This window comes from Gammaproteobacteria bacterium (assembly GCA_034522055.1).
Classification (GTDB): Bacteria; Pseudomonadota; Gammaproteobacteria; order JAABTG01; family JAABTG01; genus JAABTG01.
The window spans coordinates 1308558-1321113 of sequence record JAXHLS010000002.1; the positions used below are offsets into that span (position 1 = coordinate 1308558).

The 12556-nt window shown below is 67.8% G+C and carries 12 protein-coding genes; 7 read left to right on the top strand and 5 right to left on the bottom strand.

Translation table 11 applies throughout. The features are described from left to right. Positions 1-148 precede the first annotated feature (148 nt). The 7 genes from U5S82_06340 (at position 149) to U5S82_06370 (ending at position 6466) form a co-directional block, all read left to right on the top strand. Complete coding sequence (locus tag U5S82_06340) at positions 149-271, top strand: hypothetical protein (protein ID MDZ7751274.1); 123 nt, start codon at positions 149-151, stop codon at positions 269-271. Beyond that, positions 261-1193 carry a lysophospholipid acyltransferase family protein gene (locus tag U5S82_06345; GenBank protein MDZ7751275.1) on the top strand — a complete coding sequence of 311 codons (933 nt, stop codon included), beginning with the start codon at positions 261-263 and terminating at the stop codon, positions 1191-1193. Before U5S82_06340 ends, U5S82_06345 begins: the two co-directional genes overlap by 11 nt. Before the next feature lies 1 nt (position 1194). Continuing rightward, positions 1195-1998, top strand: coding sequence for a DUF3108 domain-containing protein (locus U5S82_06350; GenBank protein ID MDZ7751276.1), 804 nt, complete (start codon positions 1195-1197; stop codon positions 1996-1998). Continuing rightward, positions 1995-2765 carry an LPS export ABC transporter ATP-binding protein gene (lptB, locus tag U5S82_06355; protein ID MDZ7751277.1) on the top strand — a complete coding sequence of 257 codons (771 nt, stop codon included), beginning with the start codon at positions 1995-1997 and terminating at the stop codon, positions 2763-2765. The genes U5S82_06350 and lptB overlap by 4 nt, the downstream gene beginning before the upstream one ends. A gap of 85 nt (positions 2766-2850) precedes the next feature. Then, positions 2851-3891 (top strand): aldo/keto reductase, encoded by a 1041-nt coding sequence (locus U5S82_06360; protein ID MDZ7751278.1) that lies wholly within the window; start codon positions 2851-2853, stop codon positions 3889-3891. A 181-nt stretch (positions 3892-4072) separates the two neighbouring features. Further along, positions 4073-4753, top strand: coding sequence for a DUF4396 domain-containing protein (locus tag U5S82_06365; protein ID MDZ7751279.1), 681 nt, complete (start codon positions 4073-4075; stop codon positions 4751-4753). An 87-nt stretch (positions 4754-4840) separates the two neighbouring features. Then, complete coding sequence (locus U5S82_06370) at positions 4841-6466, top strand: FMN-binding glutamate synthase family protein (GenBank protein MDZ7751280.1); 1626 nt, start codon at positions 4841-4843, stop codon at positions 6464-6466. A gap of 234 nt (positions 6467-6700) precedes the next feature. Here the strand turns inward: U5S82_06370 and U5S82_06375 are convergent, their stop codons facing one another. The 5 genes from U5S82_06375 to U5S82_06395 all read right to left on the bottom strand — a co-directional run bounded on the left by U5S82_06375 (position 6701) and on the right by U5S82_06395 (position 12025). Further along, complete coding sequence (locus U5S82_06375; protein MDZ7751281.1) at positions 6701-6925, bottom strand: hypothetical protein; 225 nt, start codon at positions 6923-6925, stop codon at positions 6701-6703. A gap of 137 nt (positions 6926-7062) precedes the next feature. Beyond that, positions 7063-7938 (bottom strand): alpha/beta fold hydrolase, encoded by an 876-nt coding sequence (locus tag U5S82_06380; GenBank protein MDZ7751282.1) that lies wholly within the window; start codon positions 7936-7938, stop codon positions 7063-7065. Next, a complete protein-coding gene (locus U5S82_06385) occupies positions 7938-8405 on the bottom strand; it encodes a thermonuclease family protein (GenBank protein MDZ7751283.1) in 468 nt (155 codons plus the stop codon). The genes U5S82_06380 and U5S82_06385 overlap by 1 nt, the downstream gene beginning before the upstream one ends. Positions 8406-8469: 64 nt before the next feature. Continuing rightward, positions 8470-10572: an EAL domain-containing protein gene (locus U5S82_06390; protein MDZ7751284.1), complete on the bottom strand. Its 2103-nt coding sequence runs from the start codon at positions 10570-10572 to the stop codon at positions 8470-8472. Between the two features lie 40 nt (positions 10573-10612). Beyond that, the gene (locus tag U5S82_06395; GenBank protein MDZ7751285.1) at positions 10613-12025 is read right to left on the bottom strand and encodes an ATP-binding protein; all 1413 of its coding nucleotides are present in this window, start codon (positions 12023-12025) and stop codon (positions 10613-10615) included. Positions 12026-12556: the final 531 nt, after the last annotated feature.

Genomic DNA, 12556 nt, shown 5'->3' on the forward strand with positions numbered 1-12556 from the left:
AGTGGGTTAGTATAAGATTTTTGTCTTGGCGGGGACGACCACCACCGCCCGTGGAGCGCGCGCCCACACCCTGCAAGGACCCCCACAGGATCGGAACCGCGATGCCTGGCACCGACGGATCGGTCACGTACCGCAGGAGCCATTGCTGGTGAACGACTGGATACATAAAAAGCCGAATCTGGCGCAATGGGGCCTCAGAGAGACCACGGACCGGGCGTGGTGCCTGGTGCGTGATTTCAGCCCCCGGGAGGCCGCATCCCATGGCGCCTAGGTGGCTGCGGCGGGGCCGGCGGCGCCTCGCTTTCGAACTGCTGCGCGTGGTCGCCAGATTGAGCCAGCGGCTGGGCGGCATGGCGCTGGTACGGCGCAGCGGCGAACACCTGGGCAACTTGCACTACCGGCTGTCCTGGCTTCAGCGTCCCGACCTGCAGCGCCAGCTCGACAGGCTGCTACCGCGGACGCCGGCCCCGTCCCCGGCGAAGGCGAAGGCGGAACCAACCCTGCGCCAAGCCTACCGGAACAACGACCGCGCCATCCTCGAGATCATCGGCATGGGTTGCAACCGCCTGCCCGATGACGTGATCCGCACCCACTGCGAGATCAGCGGCATGGCCCGGCTGCGCGATGCCCTGTCGGCGGGCCGCGGCGTGATCCTGCTGGGCATGCACATGGGCAACGGGATCCTGATGGCCACCCGGCTGGCGGTGGATGGCCTGCCGGTCAGCGTGGTGGCCCGGGAATCGCGCAAGACCGCCAGGGGCTTCCTCTACGACTGCCTGGCCGGCCACGGCATGGAGGTCATCACAGGTGAATCGCGCATCCGGGCCTACAAGGACATGCGGCGGGCCCTGCGCGCCGGCCGGGTGCTCTACGTGCTCATGGACCAGGCCACCAAACATGGCGGCATCCCCGTGGAGTTCCTGGGCAAACGCATCGAGCTGCCCGCCGGCCCGCCGCGGCTGGCCCTCGGCAGCCAGGCGCCGGTGCTGCTGGCCCTGCCCCTGGCTGCGGAGCCGGTATGGCGTTTCACCATCGACGGGCCCTTGGATATGGGGCCCGGCGACGTCGAGGAGGCGGCGGCGGTCATGGCCCGCGCCATGGAGTCCCATATCCTGGCCTACCCGCAACTGTGGACATGGCACCATCGACGCTGGCGCAAATACCCCTTCGTGAGTGCCCTAGCAGCAGACTGATATGCCCGGGAAACATCGCCAATCCACCATGCACCGGCCCCGCAGCCGGCTCGCCGCCGCGCTGCTCGCCCTGGGGCTGAGCGGGCCGGCGGCCACCGCAGACACGCCACAGGCCGCCACGGCGCTGCCACTGCCCGAGCACACGGCTCGCTACGCGGTGTTCAGGAAGGGCTCGGAGGTGGGCCACCTGGATATCGAACTCGCCCGCCACGAAGGCGGCAGTTACCACTACGCCGCGGACACCACCGCCACCGCCCTGCTGTTGCGCGTCCTGGGGCTGGCCCTCGGGGAGCAGGGCCGATTCCGCTGGGCGGCGGGCATGATCCGGCCCGGCAGTTACGAGCAGGTGGTGCGGCGCCCCGGCCGCAACAAGCACTGGGAGGCCCGCTTCGACTGGGAGGCCCTGCGCGCCCGCGGCGACAGCCACCGCGGCCCCATCGACGTGGCACTGCCCGCCGGCGCGCTCGACCCCCTGACGGTGCGGCTGCAACTGGCGGTACGCCTGGCGGCGGATGGCGACCCGGCACCGGAGTACCGTTTCCATGTGTTCGAGCGCGACGCGGTGGAGACCCAGGCCTTCGTGCTGAGTGGTCGCGATGCCGTACCCTACGGCGACGGCTGCCTGCCCGCGGCAAGGCTGGAGCGCTTGCGGAACGGCGAAGCTCGCGGCGACTTCTCCTGGCACGCCGAGGCCTTTCACTGGATGCCCGTGCGTATCCTTCAGGTGCGCGATGGCGAGGAAAAAATGGACCTGCGGCTGCGCCGCACCTCGTTGCCCGTTCATCCCGCCCCCTGCCCGCCTTGACCCGGCAGAGCAGCGCCGCACCCGCGGGGACAACGACTCCCGTCACCCTCACGGCCCACAGCCTGCGCAAGGCCTATCACGGGCGTACCGTGGTGACGGACGTGAGCCTGGATGTGCGCCAGGGCGAGGTGGTGGGCCTGCTCGGGCCCAACGGCGCGGGCAAGAGCACCTGTTTCCACATGCTGGCGGGTCTCGTCCCCGCCGACGGCGGGGGCATCACCCTGGGCGATGACGACATCACCGGCGCCGACATGCACCGGCGCGCGCGGCTCGGCCTCGGCTACCTGCCCCAGGAGACGTCGGTATTCCGCCGCATGACCGTGCGCGACAACCTGCTGTGCGTGCTGGAGCTGCGGCGCGAGCTGGATGACGAGGCCCGCCGCACCCTGCTGGAGGAACTGCTGGCGGAGTTCCGCCTCGGACACCTGGCCGATCGCTACGGCCTGTCCCTGTCGGGAGGCGAGCGGCGGCGGGTGGAGATCGCCCGGGCCCGGGCCACCGTACCCCGCTTCATGCTGCTGGACGAGCCCTTCGCCGGCATCGATCCCGTCTCCATCAGCGAGCTCCAGGCCATGGTGCGGCGCTTGAGCGCACACCGCATCGGCGTGCTCATCACCGACCACAACGTGCGCGAAACCCTGGGGATCTGCCATCGCGCCTACATCATCGGCGACGGCCGCGTACTGTGCGCGGGCACCCCGGACGAGGTGCAGGCGGATCCCCGCGTGAGGGATGCCTACCTGGGGCGGGATTTCCGCCTCGATTGAGGCCCGCGCCGGGCCCCGGCCCCCCCCGCTTGACCGAACTTTTGCCATGGGTCACGCTCGGCCTTTGTCACCATAGGAGCGCGACGTGGAACATCGACAACTCGGCCGATCGGGCCTCAAGGTACCCGTGTTGAGCCTGGGCACGGGCACCTTCGGCGGCAAGGGCGAACTCTTCAAGGCGTGGGGCGACACCGACGTGGCGGCGGCCACCCGGCTGGTGGATATCTGCCTGGAGGCGGGGCTCACCCTGTTCGACAGCGCCGACATCTACTCCGACGGCGCCGCCGAGGAGATCCTGGGCCAGGCCATCAAGGGCCGGCGCGACCGGGTGCTCATCTCCACCAAGGGCACCTTTCCCATGGGGGACGGGCCCAACGACATGGGCTCCTCCCGCCATCACCTGACGCGGGCCGTGGAGGGCAGCCTGCGGCGCCTGGGCACGGACGTCATCGACATCTACCAGCTCCACGGCTTCGACGCCGTCACCCCGGTGGAAGAGGTACTGAATACCCTGGACGACCTGGTGCGGGCGGGCAAGATTCGCTACGTGGGGGTCTCCAACTTCTCGGGCTGGCACCTGATGAAATCCTTAGGGCTAGCCGAGCGCTACAACCTGCCCCGCTACGTCTGCCACCAGGCCTATTATTCCCTGGTGGGGCGGGACTACGAGTGGGAGTTGATGCCCCTGGCCCTGGACCAGGGGGTGAGCGCCATCGTGTGGAGCCCCCTGGGCTGGGGCCGCCTCACGGGCAAAATCCGCCGCGGCCAGCCCCTGCCCGAGGGCTCGCGTCTGCACAACAAGCTGGTGGTGGACGTGGGCCCCCAGGTCCCCGAGGAGTACCTCTACACCGTGGTGGACGCCCTCGACGCGGTGGCCGGGGAGACCGGCAAATCGGTGCCCCAGGTCGCCCTCAACTGGCTGCTCCAGCGACCCTCCGTGGCCAACGTCATCATCGGCGCCCGCAACGAGGAGCAGCTGCGCCAGAACCTCGGCGCCGTGGGCTGGAACCTGACGCCCGATCAGGTGGCCCGCCTCGACGCCGCCAGCGCCGTCCCCGCGCCCTACCCCTACTGGCACCAGCGCGGCTTCGCCGAGCGCAACCCCTTCCCGGTGGACCTGGGCTGATGGTGCCGCCCGGCCCGCGGCAGCTACGCAGGGTCAAATGTTAATGCGGCCCTCGCCCCCCGCCGCAACAATCCCTCTCCCAGAGGGAGAGGGGGAGTTCGGGCTTCGCGACTTTCATGTTAAGGAACGCGCCGGATCATTGGCGCTTTCCGCCGTGCGCCGATATCAAGCGGAGGTGTAGATGTCCGAAGAGGCTTTGCGGGGCTTCCTGTCCCGGGGCGATCTGCTGGCGGCCTGGCTGGTGCTGGCCGCCATCTCCTGCGCCGTGCTGGTGGCCGACCTGCGGCGCAACAACGCCCATATCGCGCCCCTCATGAAGGTGGTGTGGTTCCTGACGGTGCTCTACTCCGGGCCCCTCGGCCTGCTCATCTACCGCTACTCGGGGCGCAAGGAGATCCCCAACGACTCCATCTGGCGCAAGGGCTTCCGCTCGGTGGCCCATTGCTACTCGGGCTGCGGTGCCGGCGAGGTGACGGGGATGATGGTCGCCGTGGGCCTGCTAGCCCTCGGCAGCTGGGGCGCGGCCCTCACCACCCTGGGCTTCGCCTACGTCTTCGGCTATGCCATGACCTTCGGGCCCCTGGTCCAGGCGGGCACGCCGGTGAGGCGGGCCCTCATCGACACCTTCTACGCCGACACCGCCACCATCGCCGTCATGGAGGTAACGGCCATCGGCGTGGATCTGTGGCTCGCGGCCGCGGCCACCATGGGCGACATCCTGTTCTGGACCTCCCTCATCGTATCCCTGACCATCGGGCTGGTGGCGGCCTATCCCGTCAACCTCCTGCTCATCGCCCTCGGCGTGAAGGGCGGCATGGGGGACCCCCGGGATACCGAAGGCGGGCACGCCCACGCCGACTGAAATCCGGCCTCGCCATGGCCATGCCGGGTCCCGCCCTCGGCGGAGGGAGACGCGGAAGATACCCGAGCGCAACGACAGGAAGCTTCAATGGTCCGTTACTGGTTTTTCGCCATTTCCGTCATCATCCTTTCCCTGGTGGCTATGACGAGTCTACTCTGGCCCGCCATCGCCTGGTCCCTGGTGGTGCTGCTGCCCCTGTTCCTGCTCGGCCTGCGGGATTCCTTCCAGCGCAGCCATACCGTACTGCGCAACTTCCCAGTTATCGGCCATGGCCGCTATTTCATGGAAATGGTGCGCCCGGAGATCCAGCAGTACTTCATTGAGAACAACATCGACGCCTATCCCATCGAGCGTGAGTTCCGCAGCATCGTCTATCAGCGTGCCAAAGGGGAATTGGAGACCAGGCCCTTCGGCACCCAGCGCGACGTCTATCGGGTGGGCTATGAATGGGCTGCCCATTCCATGGCCGCCCACGGACCGCCGCCGGATGAGCCGCGGGTGACCATCGGCGGGCCCGACTGCCGGCGACCCTACGAGGCCGCCGTGCTCAACATATCCGCCATGAGCTACGGCGCGTTGTCCAAAAACGCGGTGCTGGCCCTCAACCGGGGAGCGGGGAAAGGCAACTTCGCCCACAACACGGGAGAGGGTGGGATCTCGCCCTATCACCTCGAGGGTGGCGGCGACCTCATCTGGCAGATCGGCACCGGCTATTTCGGCTGCCGCACCCTCGACGGGCGCTTCGACGAGGACCGCTTCGCGGAACAGGCCACCGGCGATACGGTGCGCATGATCGAAGTGAAACTCTCCCAGGGCGCCAAGCCCGGCCACGGCGGCGTCCTGCCAGGCATCAAGGTGGATGCCGAGATCGCGCGCATCCGGGGCGTTCCGGTGGGCGAGACGGTGGTGTCTCCCCCTGGCCATACCGCCTTTTCCAATCCCATCGAGCTGCTGCAGTTCCTGGCCCGTCTGCGGGCCTTGAGCGCAGGCAAGCCGGTGGGCTTCAAGCTGTGCGTGGGGCACCGCAGCGATGTCTTCGCCCTGTGCAAGGCCATGCTGGAGACCGGCATCACCCCCGACTTCATCACCGTGGACGGCGGCGAGGGCGGGACGGGGGCGGCGCCTCTGGAGTTCTCCAATTCCCTCGGCATGCCGGCCCGGGACGCGTGGATATTCGTCCACGGCGCCCTGCGTGGGGTGGGCCTGCGGGATCGCGTGCGCCTCATCGCCAGCGGCAAGATCCTCACCGGCTTTCATATCATTCGCGCCCTCGCGGTGGGGGCCGACCTGTGCGCCTCGGCCCGGGGCATGATGCTGGCGCTGGGTTGTATCCAATCCCTGCGCTGCAACACCAACCACTGTCCCACCGGCGTCACCACCCAAAAGCCATCCCTGGTCTACGGCCTCGATGTGAGGGACAAGACAGAGCGGGTCTATCGCTTCCAGCGCGAGACCGTGCGGGGCGCCCTGGAACTTCTCGGCGCCATGGGCCTTGAACGGCTGGATGACCTCCGGCCCGAACACATCTTCCGGCGCATCGATGATCTGCGCATCAGGAATTTCGGCGAGATCTACGACTTCCTGGAGCCCGGCCAACTGCTGGACGGCCATGACGTACCCGAGGGCATGCGCCGGGAATGGGCCATGAGCCGGCCGGATCGATGGACCGTGGCGCCCGAGGTGGGCCAGTACGGCGGCGAGTCCCTGCGCTGAAGCGGCCCCAGTGTTCCAGGCGCGGGAAAGCATTTTAAACTACGACAGACGTGAAACACGCGAAAAGGCGGAAGGGTGAGGAGGCAGGGCTAGCGACCTCGGCAGGAGAGACAAAGGTGCCTCCGCTCTCCTTTCGCTCTTTTCGTGTATTTCCTGGTTCCGGTCTTCTCGAAGCAGTGCCCGCCCGCCCCCATGGCGAGCCACCTCGATGACCCCCTGCCGCTACCGTTGCCGCTAATCCAGCCACTGGATCAGATAATAGACCTTCAGGCCCTCGGAGGAACGGGAGGGGCCGTAGACGCGGGCGGGATGGCGGTTGCGGGCGGCGTCGGCCGCGGCCAGGGCGGCCTGTGCCGAATCGTGGATCTCCACGCAGTTCTCGGGGAAGCGTTTGCGATTGCGCCGCGGGGTCATGATGACGGCCCAGGCCTCGACCACTACGTCGCTCTCGGGATCCATGGGGACACCGCCGCGCATCAATACCACGCCGCCAGGCGGGAAACCCGGCGCCATACCGGGAGGGCTGGTACCGGCACCTTCGAAGATAAGCCATTGACAGCGATGTACGGGATAGCCATCACGGAATCCTGATGCCTTCAGGGGCTCGCGTCCAGGGCGGCGTCCAGGGCTGCCATGATGTCGTCGGTGTAGGCCACCGGTACGGAAAAATGGCCTTCATCCACCAGCAGGTGGGTGCTGACGTCGGGCAGATCCGCCGCCAGGCGGCGGGCATGCTGCACGGGTACCACGTGATCGGCGGTGCCGTGCCACAGCAGCACCGGTTGGCCCACGGCGGCCAGGTCAAAACCCCAGGGGCGGGCATAGCGGGCCAGTTCCGCGGCGGCCGCACCGCCGCCACTCCCGAGCGCATCCGCCACCCCGGCCAGCAATGCCCGCTGGACGTCGTCGCGGGCCAGGACCCGGCGGTCCGCCGCCGGGCCCCAGGCGCCCAGCCCCAGCCGCAACAGCCCCGGCCAGCGTGCCAACAGGCGGCCGGCCACGGTGAATATGCCGCCCAGCAGCGCGGGTGCCGCCGCCGCCAGCCAGAAGCCGAGACGGGCCAGGGGCGTCATGGCGCGGCGCAGGGGCACCTCGCCCACCGGGCCGAGTGCTCCCACCAACACCACCGCGGCCACGCGTTCCGGCAGCCGGGCGGCGCAGGCAAGGGCATAGGGCCCACCCCCCGATACGCCGATGACCACCACCCGGGGCCAGTTCAGCTCATCCAGCAGGGCCCCCGCGTCGTCCACCCAGTCGGCCACGCCCTCCATGGTCCGGGGGCTGGAACCGCCGTAGCCCGGCCGATCGGGAGCGGCCACCCGAAAACCGTGGCGGCGGGCCGCCCCGTCGATCAGGCGGGCCTCGTGGTGGCTGGTAGGAAAACCGTGGCAGTAGAGGGCGTGACGGCCGGCCGCATCGCCGTAGCTCTCGAAGGCCAGCCGGCGGCCATCGGGCAGCGCCATGTCGGGCATCAGCGTGCCCCGGCGCGGGGCGACAGGCCGCTGCCCCAGATCCCCCGCCCCTGGCGTCGCGCCGCGTTCTCGATGACCAGAAAGGCGTTTGGCGCCGCGGCGTCGGCCAGCAGCAATCCCCGTTCCACCATCAGCGCCGCCACGTCCACGCCGTCCACCATCACCCGGGCCCGCAGGACCCCGGCGTCCGCCCCCAGGGGGTTCACCACCACCCGGCGGTCGAACACCAACTCTCCGAGGGCGCGGCGCGCGCGCGCCCAGAAGAAGTGCTCACGGGCCGGCGCCCGCACGTGAGCGAGCCCCACCACCACGGTTCCGGCGCCGCTATCCACGCTCAGGCGATCACCGGCAGCCACGTGCACCACCCGCCCGCTCCAGCCGCCGGCGCAGACGTCGGCGCAGATGAGCAGCGCCAGGATGAGGGATACCACCAGCAGGCGGCCGGCGCCGCAGAAGGCTCTCATCATTCCCTCACGGCAGACGCGGACCACTAATGGGACCCGACGGCGGGGACGGACTGCATGCCGGTCATCAGGCCTTGAGACCGCCGTTGCCCAGCAGCAGGTGGACGTCGGGGTGGGAGATGGGCTTGGAGAACCAGTACCCCTGGGCCTCCGGGCATTGGAGGTCCCGGAGTTGGCGCAGTTGCTCCGAGGTCTCCACGCCTTCGGCGATGACATTCATGTTGAGCATGCGCCCCAGGGCGATGAGGGTCTTGACGATGGCCGCAGCCTCACCGGGCAAGTGCATGCCCTGGACGAAGGAACGGTCGATCTTGAGGGTGTCGTAAGAGAAACGCTGCAGGTAGGACAGGGAGGAATAGCCGGTGCCGAAATCGTCGATGTGCAGCTCCACGCCGGCATCCCGCAGCCTGGCGAGCTCGTCCACGGCGGCGTCGAGGTGCTCGAAGATCGCGGTCTCGGTGATCTCCAGGCGCAGGGTGGACGGGTCCAGTTGGCAACGCTCCAGGAGCACGAACAGCTGTCTGGCCATGTTGGGCTTGAGGAACACCTTGCCGGAGAGGTTGACGCTGATCCCCAGCGGTGGGTCGACGGGGAACATGCGCTGCCAGTCCGCCGCCTGCCGGCAGGCCTCTTCCAGCACCCACCAGCCGATGGGCACGATAAGCCCCATCTCCTCCGCGGCACTGATGAAGTGCTCGGGGTAGATGAGGCCGAGATCGGGATGCTGCCAGCGCAGCAGGGCCTCGAAGGAGAGGATGCGACCGTCGGTGACCGAGACGATGGGCTGGTAATGGAGCACGAATTCGTCACGGTCACAGGCCCGGCGCAGGTCGGTCTCCAGCTTGAGCTGGGCCAGGGCGCTCTCGTGCATGTCGCTGTCGAACACCTCGAAGCCGCCCTTGCCCTCGTGCTTGGCCTTGTACATGGCCAGATCCGCGTCCCTCAGCACCTCCTCGGCTTGCTGGTACTTGGGGGAGGCCATGGCCACGCCGATGCTGGCGGACGTGAAGACTTCGTGGCCGTCGATGTGAAACTCCCGCGCCAGCAGTTCGTGGACCCGCTCCGAGATATGAGTGACGCTGCCGAGGCCCTCCACATCGTTCAGCAGGATGGCGAACTCGTCGCCCCCCAGGCGCCCCAGGGTATCCCCCGGCCGCAGGAACTTCTCCAACCGCCGCGCCACCGCCACCAGGAGGGCATCACCCACCGAATGGCCGAGGCTGTCGTTGATGTACTTGAAGCGGTTGAGGTCGAAATACAGCACCGCGAACCGGTGCTCCTCGTCGCGCCGGTACTGGCGCAGCGCGATGTCGAGCCGGTCCAGACACAGGCCGCGGTTGGGCAGGCCGGTGAGGGCGTCGTGCATGGCGTCATGGAGCAACTGGGATTCTGCCTGCTTGCGCTGGGTGATATCCGTCATGGAACCGGCGAAGCGGCAGGCGGCACCATCGCTGCCCCGCACCACCAGGCCGCGGGTCAGCACCCACAGGAAATCGCCCCGCGCCGTGTACAGCCGGTGCTCGTACTGGAAGTGGTCGCTGTCGCCGCGGATGTGCTGCGCCAGGGCCTCCCGCAGGCCGTCCAGGTCGTCCCGATGGACGCGCCCGAACCATTCGTCGATGGTGTCCCCCACCGGGCCGTCGCCCAGCTCCAACATGGCCCGCCAGCGGGGGGAAAAGTAGGCGCTCCGGGCCTTGAGGTTCCAGTCCCAGATGGCGTCGTTGGCCCCCTCCACCGCCAGGGCGTAGCGCTCCTCGCTCTCCCGCAGGGCATCTTCCGTACGCTTGCGCTCGATGCTGTAACGGATGGCATGGCGCAACAGCTTGGCATCCACCTCGCGCTTCATGAGGTAGTCCTGGGCGCCTTTTCGCACCGCCCGTCGGGCCAGCTCCTGGTCGGCCACATTGGAGAAGATGATTACAGGCACCTGGGGAGCGGCCTCGCTGACCTCGGCGTAGCCCGCAAGCCCGGAGCTATCGGGCAGGTTGAGGTCCAGCAACACCACGTCAAAGGCCGCCTCCGCCAAGCGGCCCAGTCCCGCGGTGAGCCGCTGTACATGATGGATGTCGAACAAGACATCTGCCGGTGACTCCGACAACAGCGCCGCCACCAGATCCGCCTCGGCTTGGCTGTCCTCGATGAGCAATACTCTGATGGAGCTATCGGTCAAAGTAACCGCCCCCGTCGTCGCCGGCCGACGATTCGTTATGCTATTTCGGCAGGGTGAAAAAGAATGCGGCCCCCTCACCCTCGCGGGCCTCCGCCCACATGCGCCCACCATACTGCTCGATGATCTTCCTGCTCACCGCGAGGCCGATACCCGTACCGGGATACTCCTCGCTGGTATGCAGCCGCTGGAACATCCTGAAGATGCGTTCCTGGAATCGTCCGTCGAAGCCGATACCGTTGTCCCTCACCATGAACTCCCATTCGTCACCCTTGTCCTCGGCGCGCACGGTGATGGTGAGAGGCGCTTCGCCCCTGAACTTTAACGCGTTTCCAATGACATTTGTAAGGAGTTGCTGGATCTGGAAGCGATCCACCCGCACCACCGGCAGAGGGTGGCGATCCAGGGTCGCACCGCTGGCGGCCACCTGGGGCTTCAGGTTCTCCAGCACCTGATCCAGGATATCGTCCACCGAGATGGGCTGGAGGTTGCGCTGGCCGGTGCGCAGGCGCGAGTAGGCGAGGACCCCGTCGATCATGGACTGCATGCGTTCCGTGCTCTCCACCACGTGGCCGAGGAACTTGTCGCCGCCGTCCCGCAATTGTTCATGATAGCGATCGGACAGCAGGCGCGCGTTGCGCAGGATGAGCTGCAGGGGCTCCTGGAGGTCATGGGATACCGCGTAGGCGAGCTGTTCCAGCTCGGCGTTCGCCTCCGCGAGGTTGCTGTCCGTCGCCGCGCCAGCCGCCGAAAGGGGCTCCACCATGCCATCGTATCCACCACCGGACCGACGACTCAGGCGTAGCAGGTACGGTTGTTCATGATCACCCGACGGTGTCATGGCACCCTCGAAACGGACGAGTTCGCCCCCTCGCAGCCGCCGCCATTCGTCGTCCCCGGCGAGGTCATGGAACAAGGCAGTCAGGGGCACGCCCGGCCGGGCATCGCCCAGACGGCCGAGCACTTCCCGCGCCCGCGCGTTCAGCCCCTCGATGACGCCTTGCGCCGATAGCTCGAACAGCCCCACCGGCAGATCGTCCAGGTTCGTCCAGGCGCGGGACGGCTGCTCTTCGAGCGGCCCCTGCCCCAGGCTGCGGCAGACGGCATGGGCCATGTCCAGAATGCCCCCACTGGTCTTGCTAACGCACGCGGACAGCCGCAATTCCACCGCGCTGTCGGCCACCCCCGGCGGCAACCCGGCGGCCAGCAGGAACAGGGGCAGGTCGGGGAAACGCCGTCGCAATTGGCGCAGCACCGCCATACCCTCGCCCCAGTCGAGCTGGTGCTCGCACACCACCGCCTCGAAGTCGGCCGCCGCCAGATGCTCCGCGTACTCCAGGGCACCCGACACATGCACCACCTCGAGCCGCGCGCAGCGATCCCGCAGGGCCAGAGCGGCGATGACGCCGTCGGCCTCGCAGCTGTCGATGAGGAGTACTCGGGAGGCGGTGGTCATGGATTGTCGGGAACCGCTCGCAATGGCTTGGTCCTGGTTTCGTTCACTGTCGCGGGTGCGCCGCCGTCGCACTCGCTGAAGAGGGCGGCATCGTCGCTCCGGCTTACCGCCGGGCCCTGGAAGCCGGACGTCCGCCTAAGTTACGAGTGTCCTTGGTTACCCCGGAAGGCCCGCAGGATCTATAAACATGCAATGTTCAAGCCATTCCTGACTCGGGCGCTTTGTCCTTTTATGACAATCAGTTATATTCGCTTGCCTCGAATGAATCGCCGCCCATGTAAACTGAACCGACGAGGGGCCCGGTTCCAACCCGCGGCCGGCGCGATGCCCCCCCCCAATGCCGCGTCATGGATCACAGTTATCGCCTCCACGGCCACCCGCAGGAAGCGGTTTCCCTCAGAAGGTGGCCGCGACAGGTTCAAAGTGTAAAGTATTCCGACATTTTCGGCGCCTTCGGATCGCCCATGGCGGAACCGCACCCACATTGGATACCATCTCTGGCTTTGGGCAGCGGCGGCACGCACCATCCAT